Annotated in this window: 9 protein-coding genes and 1 pseudogene; 9 read left to right on the top strand and 1 reads right to left on the bottom strand. The window is 75.5% G+C overall.

The genetic code is table 11. The annotated features are described in order from the left end of the window. The first annotated feature begins 240 nt into the window (after positions 1 to 240). The 6 genes and pseudogenes from ACIQI7_RS16615 (at position 241) to ACIQI7_RS16590 (ending at position 5,998) form a co-directional block, all read left to right on the top strand. Entirely contained in the window at positions 241 to 1,056 is an 816-nt protein-coding gene (locus ACIQI7_RS16615; protein ID WP_401110097.1) for a 2,3-dihydro-2,3-dihydroxybenzoate dehydrogenase, read from the top strand. Between the two features lie 116 nt (positions 1,057 to 1,172). Next, positions 1,173 to 2,417 (top strand): isochorismate synthase DhbC, encoded by a 1,245-nt coding sequence (gene dhbC / locus ACIQI7_RS16610; protein ID WP_401110095.1) that lies wholly within the window; start codon positions 1,173 to 1,175, stop codon positions 2,415 to 2,417. Beyond that, positions 2,414 to 4,093, top strand: a complete 1,680-nt coding sequence (locus ACIQI7_RS16605) for a (2,3-dihydroxybenzoyl)adenylate synthase (RefSeq protein WP_401110092.1) — start codon at positions 2,414 to 2,416, stop codon at positions 4,091 to 4,093. Before dhbC ends, ACIQI7_RS16605 begins: the two co-directional genes overlap by 4 nt. A 116-nt stretch (positions 4,094 to 4,209) precedes the next feature. Then, positions 4,210 to 4,827 (top strand): annotated as a pseudogene (locus ACIQI7_RS16600) (isochorismatase family protein); the annotation flags it as partial. A gap of 125 nt (positions 4,828 to 4,952) precedes the next feature. Then, positions 4,953 to 5,186 (top strand): phosphopantetheine-binding protein, encoded by a 234-nt coding sequence (locus ACIQI7_RS16595; RefSeq protein WP_387757559.1) that lies wholly within the window; start codon positions 4,953 to 4,955, stop codon positions 5,184 to 5,186. Continuing rightward, a complete protein-coding gene (locus ACIQI7_RS16590; protein WP_401110089.1) occupies positions 5,186 to 5,998 on the top strand; it encodes an AMP-binding protein in 813 nt (270 codons plus the stop codon). Before ACIQI7_RS16595 ends, ACIQI7_RS16590 begins: the two co-directional genes overlap by 1 nt. A 122-nt stretch (positions 5,999 to 6,120) precedes the next feature. Here ACIQI7_RS16590 and ACIQI7_RS16585 read toward each other — a convergent pair whose 3' ends face one another. Continuing rightward, positions 6,121 to 7,350, bottom strand: coding sequence for an amidohydrolase (locus tag ACIQI7_RS16585; protein ID WP_401110087.1), 1,230 nt, complete (start codon positions 7,348 to 7,350; stop codon positions 6,121 to 6,123). Between the two features lie 119 nt (positions 7,351 to 7,469). Between ACIQI7_RS16585 and ACIQI7_RS16580 the strand changes: the two genes are divergently transcribed. From ACIQI7_RS16580 to ACIQI7_RS16570, 3 genes are read left to right on the top strand one after another with little or no spacing between them, the layout of a single operon-like run. Then, positions 7,470 to 14,768: an amino acid adenylation domain-containing protein gene (locus ACIQI7_RS16580; RefSeq protein WP_401110084.1), complete on the top strand. Its 7,299-nt coding sequence runs from the start codon at positions 7,470 to 7,472 to the stop codon at positions 14,766 to 14,768. Next, positions 14,765 to 14,950 carry an MbtH family protein gene (locus ACIQI7_RS16575; RefSeq protein WP_401110081.1) on the top strand — a complete coding sequence of 62 codons (186 nt, stop codon included), beginning with the start codon at positions 14,765 to 14,767 and terminating at the stop codon, positions 14,948 to 14,950. The genes ACIQI7_RS16580 and ACIQI7_RS16575 overlap by 4 nt, the downstream gene beginning before the upstream one ends. Next, the gene (locus ACIQI7_RS16570; protein WP_401110078.1) at positions 14,947 to 16,341 is read left to right on the top strand and encodes a DHA2 family efflux MFS transporter permease subunit; all 1,395 of its coding nucleotides are present in this window, start codon (positions 14,947 to 14,949) and stop codon (positions 16,339 to 16,341) included. Before ACIQI7_RS16575 ends, ACIQI7_RS16570 begins: the two co-directional genes overlap by 4 nt. Positions 16,342 to 16,394 lie beyond the last annotated feature (53 nt).

The raw sequence follows: 16,394 nt of genomic DNA, 5'->3' as shown, positions 1-16,394 counted from the left end.
CCAGGCCCCTGACCGGCTCCGCCTCGATCCTCGCGGGCCGTACACCGTCAGGAAGCCACTCGGACAGCACCGCAGGACACCGAGGCCGCCCGTCCCGCCCGGGGCCGGGCGGCTTCGTCGTGTCCGGGCGCGGTTCCGGCGCCGCATGCCCCTGCCCCTCGAAGGGCCCGGAGGGGCTCCGGAGCAAGTTGACGTTCGCACAGACCATCGGCGTGGACGAACAGCTGTGTTAGGTTAGGCTTGCCTAATCTTGCTGGTCGGAGGGGATGTCCTGTGCAGCAGCAGTCCGAATTTTCCGGTGCCGTCGCGATGGTCACCGGGGCCGGGCAGGGCATCGGCGCGGCCGTGGTGCGGGCGCTGGTGGCCGAAGGCGCCGTCGTCGCGGCGGTGGACCGCAATCCCGGTGGGCTCGACGCCCTGGTGGCCGAGCTGCCGACCGTGCGTCCGTACGTGCTGGACGTCGCCGACGCCCAGGCCGTGGACGGGACGGTGGAGTTGATCGAGCGCCAACTCGGCCCGATCGGCACGCTGGTGAACGTCGCGGGCATCCTGCGCACCGCCCCGGTCGTCGAACTCACCGACGAGGACTGGGCGGACACCTTCGCCGTCAACACCACCGGAGTCTTCCGCGTCAGCCGCGCCGTCGGCCGGCGGATGGCGGCCCGCGGGCGCGGCGCGATCGTGACCGTCGGGTCCAACGCCGCCGGGGTGCCGCGGGCCGGGATGGCCGCCTACGCGGCGTCCAAGGCGGCGGCCACCATGTTCACCCGCTGCCTGGGGCTGGAGCTCGCCCGGTCCGGGGTGCGCTGCAACGTGGTGTCACCCGGCTCGACCGACACCGAGATGCAGCGCGCGCTGTGGGGCGAGGACGCCGAAGCGGCCGAACGCCGGGTGATCGACGGCGACTTGGGGGCCTGGCGGGTCGGCATCCCGCTCGGGCGGATCGCCGCGCCCTCCGACATCGCGGAGGCCGTGGTGTTCCTGGCCTCCGAGCGGGCGCGGCACATCACCATGCACGACCTGTACGTCGACGGCGGCGCGACCCTGCGCGCCTGAGCGGTGCCTGGCGGTGCCCCGCCCCTCGGGCCGCTCCTCGTGCCGCCCCCGTTCCTCCTCGTTCCCCCGTTCCTCCTCGTCCTCCCGTAGAACCGTCCCAGACTGGAGAAACCGCCGTGACCACGGTGCACCATGCCCCTGCCGGGCCGATACCCGCCGGGCCCGACGCCCCGGCGACCGCCCTCGCCGAGGGCCCGGACCACGCCGTGATCGGCGCGGCCAGCGGACTGCTCGGCCAGTACCGGGCCGGCTCCTACGAGGCGTTCTTCGCCTCGCCGACCCGCACCCTGCTCGGCTCCGGCACGCACGCCCGGGTGCCGCAGGACGGCCGGCCGCTGCCGGTGCGGGTCGCCGAGACGCTGGCCCGGGCGGGCCGGGACGGGGTCGAACTGCCCTTGGTGGTCGGCGCGGTGGCGTTCGACCGGGACAGCCGGGTCGAACTCGCCGTCCCCGCCCGGGTGCGCACCGCCGGGGCGCTGCGCGACGACCCGCTGATCGCCCTGCCTGCCCCGCCGGTAGAGCGGACCGACTGGCGGATCACTCCGGTGCCCGCACCGGAGGCGTACGGCGCGGGCGTCGCGGCGGCCGTCGAGCGGCTGCGCGGCGGGGAGTTGAGCAAGGTCGTGCTGGCCAGGACGCTGGAGCTGACCTCCGCCGAGCCGCTCGACCTGCCCGCCATCCTGCAGCGGCTGGCCCGGCGCGACCCGGGCGGCTACACCTTCGCCGTGCCGTCCGGTGGCGGCCGCACCCTGATCGGCGCCAGCCCCGAACTCCTGCTCTCCCGACGGGGAACGGCCGTGCTGGCCAACCCGCTGGCCGGCTCGGTGCCGCGCAGCGAGGACCTCGGCGAGGACGTCCGGCGGGCCGCCGCGCTGCTGGAGTCGCCCAAGGACCTGCACGAGCACGCCGTCGTGGTGGACGCCATCCGCGAGGCGCTGGCGCCGTACTGCCGCACCCTGGAGGTGCCCGAACGGCCCACCCTGGTAAGGACGGCCGCGATGTGGCACCTGGCCACCACGATCCGCGGCGAGCTGGCCGACCCGGCGTTCTCCGCCCTGGAACTGGCCTGCGCGCTGCACCCCACCCCGGCGGTCTGCGGCACGCCGACGGACGTCGCGCGCCGGGTGATCGGCGAGGTCGAGCCCTTCGACCGCGGCCTCTACACCGGCATGGTCGGCTGGCAGGACGCGACCGGCGACGGCGAGTGGGTGGTCACCATCCGCTGTGCCGAGGCGGAGGAGCGGACGCTGAGGGTGTACGCCGGCGCCGGCGTGGTCGAGCAGTCCCGGCCGGAGGCCGAACTCGCCGAGACCAGGGCCAAGTTCCGCACCTTCCTGGACGCCGCGGGGGTGGCCCGGTGACGCCGCTGGAGACCGTTCTCGCCGGGTTCACCCCGTACCCCGCGGAGTTCGCCGAGCGATACCGGGCCGCCGGGTACTGGCGCGGCGAGACCTTCGGGCGGATGCTGCGCGAGCGCGCCGCCGCGCACGGCGGGCGGACCGCCGTCGTCGATCCGGGCGGCCACTCGGTGGCGGCCGCGGAGCGGCGCTGGACGTACGCCGAACTCGACCGCCGGGCCGACCGGATGGCCGCCGGGCTGCTCGCCCGGGGCATCCGGGCCGGGGACCGGGTGGTCGTCCAACTGCCCAACGCCGCCGAGTTCTTCGAGGTCGTCTTCGCGCTGTTCCGGATCGGCGCGCTGCCGGCCTTTGCGCTGCCCGCCCACCGGTACGCCGAGATCGGGTACTTCTGCTCCTTCACCGGAGCCGCAGCCTACGTGGTGCCGGCCGTCGAGGGCGGCTACGACTACCGCGAACTCGCCACCCGGGTACGGGCGGAGAACCCCGCGCTGCGACTGGTGCTGGTGGCCGGCGAGGACCCGGGCGAGCACGTCCGGCTCGCGGACGTGCCCTGCGACGGGCCCGGCCCGGAGGCCTTCGGCGGAGAGCCCGCACCCGGGGACGTCGCCTTCCTCCAGCTCTCCGGCGGCAGCACGGGCGTGCCGAAGCTGATCCCGCGCACCCACGACGACTACATCTACTCACTGCGCGGATCGGTCGAGCTGTGCGGGCAGGACGCGGACAGCGTGTACCTGTGCGTGCTGCCCGCCGCCCACAACTTCCCGCTCAGCTCCCCGGGTTCGCTCGGCACGCTGTACGCCGGCGGCCGGGTGGTGCTCTGCCCGCAGCCCGCCCCGGAGACGGCCTTCCCGCTGATCGAACGCGAGGGCGTGACCATCACCGGGCTGGTGCCCCCGCTCGCCCTGCTCTGGCTGGACGCCGCCGAGCGCGGCGTCCGCGGGTACCAGAGCCTGGAGGTGCTGCTGGTCGGCGGTGCCAAGTTCAGCGAGGAGGCGGCCCGGAGGGTGCGACCGGTGCTGGGCTGCACGCTCCAGCAGGTGTTCGGGATGGCCGAGGGACTGGTCAACTACACCCGGCTGGACGACCCGGAGGAGCTGATCACCACCACCCAGGGCCGGCCCATCTCGCCGGACGACGAGGTCCGGGTGGTGGACGACCAAGACCGGGACCTGCCCGACGGCTCCACCGGCCACCTGCTCACCCGCGGCCCGTACACCATCCGCGGCTACTGGAACGCCCCCGAGCACAACGCCGCCTCCTTCACGGCGGACGGGTTCTACCGCACCGGGGACCTGGTCCGGCGCACCCCGACCGGCCACCTGGTGGTCGAGGGGCGGGCCAAGGACCAGATCAACCGGGGCGGCGAGAAGGTCGCCGCCGAGGAGATCGAGAACCACCTCCTCGCGCACCCTGCAGTGCACGACGCGGCGGTGGTGTCGATGCCCGACCCGTACCTGGGCGAGCGCACCTGCGCCTACGTGGTGCTGCGCGCCGAGCACCGCGAACGGCCGCCGAAGGGCGTCGAGTTGAAGCGGTTCGTGCGGCAGCGCGGGCTCGCCGAGTACAAGGTGCCGGACCGGGTCGAGTTCGTCGCCGCCTTCCCCGCGACCGGGATCGGGAAGGTCAGCAAGAAGGACCTGCGCGCCGCGATCGCGGCCTCGCTGACCGCCCGGTGACCGCGCGCTGGACTGCCGCCTGCTGCCCGCTGGACCGCCGACTGCCGGCTGCCAACCGCCGACTGCCGACCGCCCGCCGATCCCGCTACCACGCCATCGAGTTAAGGAACACCACCGTGGGCCTGCCCCGCATTCCCCGCTATCCCATGCCCGCCGCCGAGGAGCTGCCCGCCAACCGGGTCTCCTGGACGGTGGATCCCGCGCGCGCCGTCCTGCTGGTGCACGACCTGCAGAACCACTTCCTGGGCGCCTTCGACCCCGAGGCCGCACCGGTACCCGAACTCCTCGGCAACGTCACGGCGTTGGCGGCGGCCGCGCGCGCCGCGGGCGTGCCCGTGGTGTACTCGGCGCAGCTCGGCGGGCAGAGCCCGGCCGAGCGCGGACTGCAGCAGGACTTCTGGGGCCCGGGCATCCCGGACGACCCGCGGGCCACCGCGATCGCCGCGGCCGTCGCCCCGGCGCCGGGTGACACCGTGCTCACCAAGTGGAAGTACAGCGCCTTCGTGCGCACGGGGTTGGAGCAGCTGCTGCGCGAGCAGGGGCGGGACCAGTTGGTGATCACCGGCGTCTACGCCCACATCGGGGTGCAGGCCACCGCCTGCGACGCCTGGATGCAGGACGTCCAGGCCTTCGTGGTGGCCGACGCGGTCGCCGACTTCGGCCCTGCCGAGCACCACGGCGCGCTGGCCTGGGTGGCCGGGCGCTGCGGCATGGTCGGCACGGCGGAGACCGTGCTCGGAGCGCTGGGTGCGGCCGCGCGGCCGGCCGCCTCGGATGTCGCGAGCGGCGCGGGCGGCGCGGATGTCGCGGACGCTGCGGGCGTTTCGGAGAACGTGGAACTCGAAGGGGTGGGCGGCAAGTGACGGGCGTGGGCTTCACGGTGGAGCGGATCCGGGCCGAGGTCGCCGACCTCCTCGGCGAGGACCCGGCGGAAATCCCGCTGGACGAGAACCTGGTCGACTGGGGCCTGGACTCCATCCGGCTGATGACCCTCGCCGCGCGCTGGCAGGAGGCGGGCGCCGAGGTGGCGTTCGTCCAGCTCGCGGAGCGCCCGGCGATCGAGGCCTGGGCCGAGCTGCTGGGCGCGGCGTGATGGCGGCGGGGGTGGGCGAGGCGGTCCGGGAGGCCTTCCGGGGCGTGGAACCGCCCGCGGTGTCCTCGGTGCTCTCCGCCCCGGAGCTGCCTTCGCTGCCCCGTCGTGCGGTGCGGTACCCGGCGACCACCGTGGTGGGGCCGGTCGAGGCGCAGGCGGCGCGGACGCCGGACGCGCCGGCGCTGGTGCTCGCGGACGGGGAGACCGTCGACTACCGGGAGTTGAACGCCTCGGCCAACCGGCTGGCGCGCGCCCTGGCCGCCCGTGGCGCCCGCCCGGGCGCGGTGGTCGGTCTGGCGGGGCTCCGGCGTCCGGCGGAACTGCTGACTGCGCTGCTGGCGGTGGTGAAGTCCGGCGCGGCGTACCTGCCGCTGGATCCGGCGGACACGCCCGGACGGCGGGAGCGGCTGCTCGCGGAGAACGCCCCGGTCTGCGTGCTGGGGGAGGGAGTGCCGGGGGCGCTGGCCGGGCTGGAGACGGACGGCGAACTGCCCACCGACCCGCCCCGGGCGCTCACCCCGCAGCACCTGCTCTGCGTCGGGTACGGCCCAGGCGGGCGCCCGACCGCCGTACGGCTCACCCACGGGGAGGCGGACCGCCGGGTGCGCGAGCTCCAGGCGGCCCACCCGCTCGGGCCGGGCGACCGGGTGCTGCACCTGGGTCTGCCGCTCTGGGAGTACTTGTGGCCGTTGCGGACGGGCGCCGCCGTGGTGCTCGCCGACCCGTGGCAGGAGGGCGAGCTCGGAACGCTGGTACGGGAGTCGGGCGTGACGGCGGTGCGGGTGGCGCCAGGGGTGCTGCTCGGCGGCTGACAGAGTTCAGCGAACAGATTTCATCATCTGTTTTCTGAACTCTGTTCGCTGAATCCTGTCCGCTGACTTCTGTTCGCTGTTCCCGGTCCGCTGTCCCCCCGTCGGTCGGCGCACCCTGGGGATCAGCGCACCCCTGCGGTCGCGGCGCCGGCCGCCAGGTCCGCCGCCGTCCATGCCATCGCCACCGCGCCGTCCAGCACCGCCCGCTCCGCCTCCGCGCCCAGCGCCGCCTCGGCGAACGCCGCCTCGTGCGGAGCGCAGACGCCGCCCGTGATGTCCAGTACCGGATGGATCGACGGCACCGCGTGCGACACGTTCCCCATGTCCGTACAGGCGAAGGGCCCGCTCTCGACCGGCTCCGGCCGACCGAGGGCCGCCGCGTTGGCCCGCCACAGCGCCAGCAGCCGGGGGTCGGAGCGCATGTCCAGGTAGTCCGGCTCGGGCCTGGTCAGCTCCACCTCGCAGCCGGTGGCGAGCGCCCCGGCGCGGAAGCAGTCCTCGACCCGGGAGCGCAGTTCGGCGAGGTCCTCGGCCGCCGAAGCCCGGATCTCGTACTCGGCGCTCGCGCTGTCCGGGATCAGGTTCGGCGCCGTCCCGGCCGCCGTGGTGATGCCGTGCACCCGCCACTGCGGCGGGAGTTGCTGGCGCAGCAGGCCGATCGCGACCTGGGCGACGGTGAGCGCGTCGGCGGCGTTGCGCCCCCGGTGCGGGTCGAGGCTGGGGTGGGCGGCGCGCCCGGTGTAGCGGACGGACAGCGTGCCGAGCGCGAAGGAGCGGAAGTCGGCGACCTCGACGGGGCAGGGGTGGACCATCATCGCGGCGTCCACCCCGTCGAAGGCCCCGGCCTCCAGCAGCAGCGCCTTGCCCGCCCCGCGCTCCTCGGCCGGCGCGCCGATCACCCGCACGGTGAGCCCGAGCCGGTCCGCGAACGGGGCGAGCCCGAGCGCCGCGCCGATCCCGGCGGCGGCGATCAGGTTGTGCCCGCAGGCGTGACCGAGCCCGGGCAGCGCGTCGTACTCGCAGACCAGCGCGACGGTGACCGGCCCGCTGCCGAGGCGCGCGTCGAACGCGGTGGCCAGGCCGTGGGCGGGCGCGGTCACCGAGTAGCCGTGTTCACGCAGCAGTTCGGTGCACCAGGCGGCCGCGCGGTGCTCCTCGAAGGCGGTCTCCGGGTGGGCGTGAATGCGGCGGCTGAGCGCGAGCAGCTCGGCCCGGTGCGCGTGGACACGGTCGCGCACGGCCTGCCTGGCCTCGGCGGGAGGCGTGGCGGGAGGTGTGGCAGGACGCGTGGTGGGAGGAACGATCGCGGGCGGAGCGGTCGGGGGCTCGGTCTGGGACTCGGTCTGGGGCATGGGCGGCGTCTCCGGATTGTCAGGGGCCCGGCCGTAAGGGGCCGTTGACCAGATCATATGAAGTTAGATTAGGCTAACCTAAGTAAGGCGTTTCGGATCCCCGAGGAGCTCTCCACCCCATGCCTGCCGTCGAAACCCAGATCGCCGACAGCCAGACCGCCGACGTCCCCCTGCTCGCCGCCCAGGCCGCCATCTGGTACGCCCAGGCCCTCGATCCCGCGAGCCCGGTCTACAACACCGGCGACGCCGTCGAGATCACCGGCCCGCTCGACGAGGACCGGTTCGAGCAGGCGCTGCGGCAGGCGGTGGACGAGGCGCAGGCGCTGAACGCCGTCGTCGTCACCGGCCCGGACGGCACGCCCCGTCAGCGGCTGCGCCCCGGCCGGCACTGGCCGCTGCACCGCCTCGACCTGCGCGCCGCCGCCGACCCAGCCGCCGAGGCCGAGGTCTGGATGCGCGCCGACCTCGCCCGCCCGGCCGACCTCGCCGAGGGCCCGCTGTTCACCCACGCGCTCATCCGGCTCACCGACGACCGCCGGGTCTGGTACCGCCGCATCCACCACCTCGCCGTCGACGCCTACGCGTTGACCCTCCTCGGCGACCGGGTCGCCGCGCTCTACACCGCCCGCACCACCGGGGCCGAACCGGCCCCGAGCCCCTTCGCCGGGCTCGCCGAGGCCGCCGCCGAGGAGGCCGCCTACCGGGAGAGCGCGGAGTACGAGGCCGACCGCGCCCACTGGTCCGCCCGGATGGCCGATGCCGACACCCCGGCGACCCTCCCGGGCACCCCCGAACCCACCACCGGCGACCAGGGCGGCAGCATCGACAACGGCGCAGGCACCGCCGGCACCCTCGGCGCCACCAACGCCGCCTCCGGCGCGTCGATCCGCCTCACCGTCGAGCTGCCCGCCGGTACCCGCGACCGACTGGAGCGCGCCGCCGGAGCCGTCCGCGCCACCTGGGCCGAGCTGCTCCTCGCCGCCGCGGCCGGGTACCTGCACCGCCTGACCGGTACCCGGGACGTCGTCCTCGGCCTGCCGCTCGCCAACCGCCGCGGACCGGCCGCCCTGCGCACCCCCGTCGCCGCCGCCAACGTGCTCCCGCTGCGCCTCGCCGTCCGTCCCGCCGACAGTGCGGAGGCCCTGCTGCGCGCCGTGGTCCGCGAACTGCGCGCCGTGCGCCGCCACCAGCGCTACCCGCTGGAGGACCTGCGCCGCGACCTCGCCCGCACCGGCGACCGCCGCGCCCTGTTCGGCCCGATGGTCAACATCAAGGCCTTCGAGAGCGACCTCGACCTGGCAGGCCTGCCCGGCACCGTCCGCAACCTCGCCGCCGGCCCGGTCGACGACCTCGCCCTGAACGTCTCACCCGGCCCGGACGGCGCGCTGCGCCTGGTCATCGACGCCGACCCGGCCCGCTACGGCGCCGCCTCCCTGGCCGCCCACCGCGACGGCCTGCTGCGCTACCTCAGCGCCCTCGCCGACCAGTTGCTCACCGACCCGCAGGCGCCGATCGCCCGGATCGACCTGCTCGACCCCGAGGCTCTGCGCCGCGCCACCGAAGGCCGTACCGAGCCCGCGGTCGAGCGGACCGTACCCGAACTGTTCGCCGCTCAGGCCGCCCGCACCCCGGACGCCGTCGCCGTCCGCTCCGGCACGGCCGCACTGACCTACCGGCAGCTCGACACCGCCGCCAACCGGCTCGCCCACCGGCTGACCGCCCTCGGGGTCCGGGCCGGCGCGCCGGTCGCCATCGCCCTGCCGCGCGGCACCGACACCCTGGTCGCGATGCTCGCCGTGCTCAAGGCTGGCGGCGCCTGCGTCTCCCTCGACCTCGCCCACCCCGCGCAGCGCCTCGCCGCCGTCCTGGCCGACGCTCGCCCGGTCTGCGCGATCGGCACCGCCGACTCCCTCGCCGGGCTCGACCTGCCCGCCGGTCTGCCGACCGTCCGGCCCACCGTAGAGCCGGAGGAAGCCGACGGCGAACACGGCAGCGAGGCCCAGAGCGCCCCGCCCGGACCAGAACGGCACCAGCCCGCCTACGTGTTGCACACCTCGGGCTCCACCGGCCGCCCCAAGGGCGTGGTCGTCACCCACGCCTCGCTGGCCAACCTGTACGCGGGACTCGGCGAGGACCACATCGCCCCCGCGCTGCGCCGCACCGGCCGGGACCGGCTGCGGGTCGCCCACAGCGCCTCCTTCGCCTTCGACGCCTCCTGGGACCCGGTGCTCTGGATGGTGCACGGCCACGAGCTCCACCTGCTGGACGACGCCACCTACCGCGACCCGGCCGCGCTCGCCGCCCACCTCGACCGCGAGCGCATCGACTACCTCGACCTCACCCCCTCCTACCTCGAAGTCCTGCTCGCCGAGGGCATCCTGGACGAGGGCCGGCACCGCCCGTCCGTCCTCGTGGTCGGCGGCGAGGCCACCCCGCCCGCCCTCTGGCAGCGCCTGACCGCCGTCCCCGGCCTGCACCCGGTCGACCTCTACGGCCCGACCGAGACCACCGTCGACGCCTACGCCTGGATCCCGGGCCCGGACGGCGCCCCGCGCGGCCGGGTGGTGCGCGGCTCCCGCGCCTACGTCCTGGACGGCTCGCTGCGCCCCGCGCCCGACGGCGTCACCGGCGAGCTGTACGTGGCCGGCGCCTGCCTGGCCCGCGGCTACCTCGGCCGCCCCGACCTCACCGCCGAGCGCTTCCTCGCCGACCCGTTCGGCCCGCCCGGCGCCCGGATGTACCGCACCGGCGACCTCGCCCGGCGCCGCCCCGACGGAACCCTGGAGTTCCTCGGCCGGGCCGACGACCAGGTGAAGATCCGCGGCTTCCGGATCGAGCCCGGGGAGATCGCCGCCGTCCTCGCCGAACTGCCCGGTGTCGCCCAGGCCGTGGTGATCGCCCGCCCCGGCCCGCAGGGCAAGCGGCTGCTCGGCTACGCCGTCCCGGAGAGCGGCAGCACGCCCGACCCGGACGGGCTGCGCGCCGCGCTGGCCGCCCGGCTGCCCGCGCACATGGTCCCGGCGGCCGTCCTGCTGCTGGACGAACTGCCGCGCACCGCCCACGACAAGCTCGACCACCGCGCCCTGCCCGAGCCGGCCGCCGCCGCGACCGAAGGCGCCGCTGCGGCCACGCCCCGGGAGGAGCTGGTCTGCGGCCTGTTCGCCGAGGTCCTCGGCCTGCCGCGGGCACCCGGCCGGGACGCCTCCTTCTTCGACCTCGGCGGCCACTCGCTGCTAGCCGGCCGCCTGGCCGCCCGGCTGCGCGACACCTTCGCCGTGCCGGTCGGCTTCGCCGACGTGTTCCGGCAGCCGACCCCGGCCGGCCTCGCCGCGCTGCTCGGTGAGGCTCCCGTCGCGGGCGCGGGCGCGGGCGCGGAGGCCGCGCGCCGTCCCGTCCCGGTGCCGCGCACCGAGCGGATGCCGCTCTCGCCCGCCCAGCGCGGCCTCTGGTTCCTGCACCGCCTCGAAGGCCCCAGCCCCACCTACAACATCCCGCTGGCGCTCACCCTCACCGGTCCGCTCGACCGGTCCGCCCTCGTCCTCGCCCTCGGTGACCTCGTCGCCCGCCACGAAGTCCTGCGCACCGTCTACGGGGAGGAGCCGGACGGCACGCCGTACCAGCGCATCCTGCCCCCGTCAGCCATCGAACTGCACGACGGGGCAGGCGAGTTGGCCGAGGCCGTCCGGTACGCCTTCGACCTGGCCACCGAACCGCCGCTGCGCACCACGCTGTTCGCCGAAGGCCCCGAGCGCCACACCCTGCTCCTGCTGCTCCACCACATCGCGAGCGACGGCGCGTCCACCACCCCACTGCTGCGGGACCTGGCCGCCGCCTACACCGCTCGGACCGCCGGGAAGGAACCCGAACTGCCGAAGCTCACCCTCCAGTTCGCCGACCATGCGGCCTGGCAGCGAGAGCGGCTCGGCGCCGCCGACGCCCCCAGCCCGCTCGCCGCCCGGCTGACCGAGCACTGGCGTACCGCACTCGCCGGACTGCCCGACCAGCTGGAGCTGCCCGTCGACCGCCCCCGCCCGGCCGTCGCCGGCCACCGGGGCGCCACCGTGCCCTTCGCGCTCGGCGCCGAGGCGCACGCCGCCCTGGCCGGGCTCGCCCGGGCTGCCGACAGCACCGTCTTCATGGCCGTCCAGGCCGGGCTCGCCGCGCTGCTCACCCGGCACGGCGCCGGCACCGACATCCCGGTCGGCACCCCGGTGGCCGGCCGCGAGGACGAGGAGACCGCCGCGCTGGTCGGCTACTTCGTCAACTCGGTGGTGCTGCGCACCGACACCTCCGGAGACCCGACCTTCCGCGACCTGCTGGCCCGCGTCCGGGGCACCGTGCTCGCCGCGCACGAGCACGGCGAACTGCCCTTCGACCGCCTGGTCGAGGAGCTCAACCCGGCCCGCTCGCTCGCCCGCCACCCGCTGTTCCAGGTCATGCTCGCCTGGCAGAGCCGACCGGACGAGCCGATCGCCCTGGGCGGCGGCCTCACCGCCGAGATCGCCGCGATCCCCAGCGGCACCGCCAAGTTCGACCTCACCCTCAACGCCGGTGAACTGCCCGGCGGCGGCATCGGCGGCTTCCTGGAGTACCGCACCGACCTCTTCGACGCCGCGACGGTGGCTGCTCTCGGGGAGCGCCTGACCAGGCTGCTCACCGCCGCCGCGAGTGCTCCGGACACCCCGATCGGCCGACTGCCGCTGATCAGCGAGGAGGAGCGGCAGCGCGCCCTGGTCGAGTGGAACGCTGCCCCCGCCGGCTCCGGTCCGAGTGCGCCCGTCGGCTCCGCCCCGAGCGCCACCCTGCCCGAGCTGTTCGAGGCGGCCGCCGCCGCCAACCCGCGCTCCGTCGCGGTCAGTTACCGCGACGAGCAGCTCGACTACACCGCACTCGCGGCCCGTGCCGACCGGTTGGCCCGGCTGCTGGCCGCCGAGGGCATCGGCCCCGGCAGCATCGTCGCGCTCGCCCTGCCGCGCTCGCTCGAACTGGTCGTCGCCCTGCTGGCGGTGGCCAAGTCCGGCGCCGCGTACCTGCCGCTCGACCCTGACTACCCGGCCGACCGCCTCGCCTACATGCTGGCCGACGCGGTGCCCGCCGCCCTGCTCACCGACCGTGTCACCGCGCCCCGGCTGCCCGCCCACGAGGTGCGGCAACTGCTGGTCGACGGGCCCGAGTCCGCCGCCTTCCCCGCCACCCCGCTGGCCCAGCACGAGCGCACCCGCCCGCTGCGGGCCGACGACACCGCGTACGTCATCTACACGTCCGGCTCCACCGGTCGCCCCAAGGGCGTGCCGGTCACCCACCACAACGTGGTCCGGCTGTTCGGCGCGACCGACCACTGGTTCGGCTTCGGCGCCGAGGACGTCTGGACGCTGTTCCACTCCTACGCCTTCGACTTCTCGGTCTGGGAGCTGTGGGGCGCCCTGCTGCACGGCGGCCGGCTGGTCGTCGTCCCGCACCTGGTCAGCCGCGACCCGGCGGCCTTCCTGGAGCTGCTCGCCCGCGAGCGGGTCACCGTGCTCAACCAGACGCCGTCGGCCTTCTACCAGCTCAGTGCCGCCGACCGGGACCGCCCGGGCAGCGAACTCGCGCTGCGCTACGTGGTGTTCGGCGGTGAGGCGCTCGAACTCGCCCGGCTGGACGACTGGTACGACCGGCACGCCGAGGACGCGCCCACCCTGGTCAACATGTACGGCATCACCGAGACCACCGTGCACGTCTCGTACATCGCCCTCGACCGGGCGAGCGCCGCCGCCGGGAGCAGCAGCACCATCGGCGTCAACATTCCCGACCTTCGGGTCTACGTCCTCGACCAGTACCTCCAGCCCGTCCCGCCCGGCGTCACGGGCGAGATGTACGTGGCCGGGGCGGGCCTGGCCCGTGGCTACCTCGGCCGCCCCGAGCTGACCGCCACCCGCTTCGTCGCCGACCCGTACGCCGGACTGTTCGGCGAGCGCAGCACCCGGATGTACCGCTCCGGGGACCTCGCCCGGCGCCGCACCGACGGCGTGCTGGAGTACTTCGGCCGCGCCGACCAGCAGGTCAAGCTGCGTGGCTTCCGGATCGAACTCGGCGAGATCGAGGCCGTGTTGGCGGCCCATCCGGCCGTCGCCGACGCCGCGGTGGTGGTCCGGGAGGACGTGCCGGGGGACAAGCGGCTGGTCGGCTACGCGGTGGGCACCGCCGACCCGGACGAGCTGCGCGCCCACGCCGCCGCCGGACTGCCCGTCCACATGGCCCCCTCCGCCGTGGTGCTGCTCGACCGCCTCCCGCTGACCGCCAACGGCAAGCTCGACCGCCGCGCCCTGCCTGCCCCCGAGGCCCCCGCCACCGGCGCCGGCCGCCCGCCGCGCACCCCGCGCGAGCAGCAGCTGTGCGAACTGTTCGCCGAGGTGCTGGGCGTGGCCGCGGTCGGCGTCGAGGACGACTTCTTCGCGCTCGGCGGGCACTCGCTGCTGGTCGTGCGCCTCGCCGGGCGGATCCGCGAGGTGCTCGGCCTGGAGGTCGGCATCGGCGCGCTGTTCCAGGCGTCCACCGTGGCCGCCCTGGACGCCGCCCTCGCGGCGGGCGCGCCGGACACCGACGCCCTGGACGTGCTGCTCCCGCTGCGGCCGGTCGCCCCGGGCCGGCAGCGCCCGCTGTTCGCGGTCCACCCGGCCGGCGGCCTCAGCTGGTGCTACACCGGCCTGATCCGCAACCTGCCCGGCGAGGTGCCGATCTACGGCCTCCAGGCCCAGGGCGTCGGCGCCGCCACCGCCGGCCTCCCCTTGCCGGGATCGCTGGAGGAACTGGCCGCGCACTACGCCGACCGGCTGCGCGAGGTCCAGCCCGAGGGCCCGTACCGGCTGCTCGGCTGGTCCACCGGCGGGATCATCGCGCACGCGGTGGCCGTCCGGCTCCAGGAGCTGGGCCAGGAGGTCGAGCTGCTCGCCGTCCTGGACGCCTACCCGGCCGAGGGCTTCCGCGAGCTGCCCGTCCCCGACCAGGCCGAGGCACTGGAGGCGCTGCTCACCATGGGCGGCTTCGGGCCCGCGGACCTGGCCGGCCGGCCGCTCGAACTCGGCGCCGTCACCGAGCTGTTGCGCCGCGAGGGCAGCCCCCTCGCCGGGCTCGACGAGGCGACCGTGGCCGCGCTGAACGAGATCTACCTCAACACCAACCACCTGGTGCGCGGTTACGACCACCGCCGCTTCGAGGGCGACGTGCTGTTCTTCCGCGCCACCGTCGACACCATCGACGACACCCTGGTGCCCGAGCTCTGGGAGCCGTACGTCTCCGGCCGGATCGCCAACACCGACGTGGCCTGCTCCCACAAGGACATGACCCTGCCCGCCCCGATCGCGCACATCGCGAGCGTGATCGCCGACCACCTCGCCGACCTCCAGAAGGCGACCGACGATGGAGAAGACCACCGATGAGTGACGCCCCCGCCAACCCCTTCGACGCCGACGGCGAGTTCCTCGCGCTCGTCAACGCCGAGGGCCAGCACTCCCTGTGGCCCGCCTTCGCCGCCGTCCCGGCCGGCTGGGACGTCGCCCACGGCCCGTGCGAGCGAGCGGCCGCCCTGGAGTGGATCAGCGCGCACTGGACGACCCTGTGACCCCTCCGGCGGTCGAGGCCCCGGCGCGCCCCCTGCTCGCGGGGCGCGCCGCGGTGGTGGTCGTCTACACGGCCGCGATGTGCATGAACGGCCTGGACTCGACCATCGTCAACCCGGCGCTGTTCAGCATCGCCGAGGACTTCGGCCGGCCCGTCTCGGCGGCCAACGCCGTGGAGACGGCCTTCCTGGTCGGCCTCGCGCTCGGGCTGCCGGTGGCCGGCTGGCTCGGTGACCGGTACGGCGTCAAACGGGTGTTCCTCGGCTCGCTCGCCGCCTTCACCCTCGCCTCCGCGCTCTGCGCGGCGGCGCCCGGCCTGGGCGCGCTGTCGGCCGCCCGGGCCGTCCAGGGGGTGGCCGGCGGGCTGCTCACGCCGGTCGGGATGACCCTGCTGTTCCGGGCCTTCGCCCCGCACGAGCGGGCGGGCCTGGGCCGCGTCCTGATCGTCCCGACCGCGCTGATGCCCGCCCTCGGGCCGCCGCTCGGCGGGTTCCTCACCGAACACCTCTCCTGGCACTGGCTGTTCCTGGTCAACGTGCCGATCGGGGCGGCAGCCGTGGCCGTCGGGCTGGTCGGCCTGCGCGGCGCCGAGGAGCCCCCGGCCGGCCGCTTCGACACCACCGGCTTCCTGCTCGCCACCCCCGGCCTCGGCCTGCTGACCTACGCACTCGGCTTCGGCCCGGCGCACGGCTGGACCTCGCCCGCGGTGGCACTCAGCGGCCTGCTCGGCCTGGCTCTGCTGGGGGCGGCCGTACGGCACCAACTGCGCGCCCCCGAGCCGCTGGTGGACCTTCGGCTGCTCGCGGACCGGACCTTCGGAGCGGCGAGCTGGCTCGCCCTGCTGACCTCGGCCGGGCTGATGGGCGCGCTGTTCGTGCTGCCGCTGCTCTACCAGGCGGCGCGCGGCGCCAGCGCCCTGGACGCCGGACTGAGCGTCTTCCCGGAGGCGATCGGGCTGATGGCCGCCTCCCAGGTGGTGGACCGCCTGCTGCCCCGCCTCGGCCCGCGCCGCCTCGCCCTGCCAGGGCTCCTGCTGGCGGCGCTCGTCCTGGCCGCCCTCGGCTTCGCCGAGAACCCCTGGGCGGTACGGGTGCTGATGTTCGCCGTCGGCCTGATCCTGGGCACCGCCGTCCTCACCGTCCAGATCGCCGGCTTCGCCGACGTCCCAGGCCCCGCCATGGGCCGCGCGATGGGCCTGTTCACCATCCTGCGCACCCTCGGCGGCGCCCTCGGCATCGCCGCCACGGCAGCCCTGATCGGCGCCCTCGGCGACGGCACGGGCGCCGGCCCCTACCGCCTCGCGCTGGGGCTCACCGCCGCCCTGGTCGCCGCCGGCGCCCTCCTGGCCGCCCGCCTCCCGGCGGAAGCCCCGGGCCCGCCCCCGGAGGACTGAACCCGGCCGACGGTGCCGCCTCCGGTGCTCCGGCTGCCGTACGGTGGTCGGAG

Source organism: Kitasatospora sp. NPDC092039 (assembly GCF_044756065.1).
In the GTDB taxonomy this organism is placed as follows: domain Bacteria; phylum Actinomycetota; class Actinomycetes; order Streptomycetales; family Streptomycetaceae; genus Kitasatospora.
This window is presented reverse-complemented; position numbering and strand designations above follow the sequence as displayed.

Bases quoted from the DNA above. Each gene is read 5' to 3' on its own strand.
- ACIQI7_RS16585 (WP_401110087.1), bottom strand. From the start codon at position 7,350: ATGCCCCAGACCGAGTCCCAGACCGAGCCCCCGACCGCTCCGCCCGCG.
- ACIQI7_RS16575 (WP_401110081.1), top strand. From the start codon at position 14,765: ATGAGTGACGCCCCCGCCAACCCCTTCGACGCCGACGGCGAGTTCCTC.
- ACIQI7_RS16580 (WP_401110084.1), top strand. From the start codon at position 7,470: ATGCCTGCCGTCGAAACCCAGATCGCCGACAGCCAGACCGCCGACGTC.
- ACIQI7_RS16590 (WP_401110089.1), top strand. From the start codon at position 5,186: ATGGCGGCGGGGGTGGGCGAGGCGGTCCGGGAGGCCTTCCGGGGCGTG.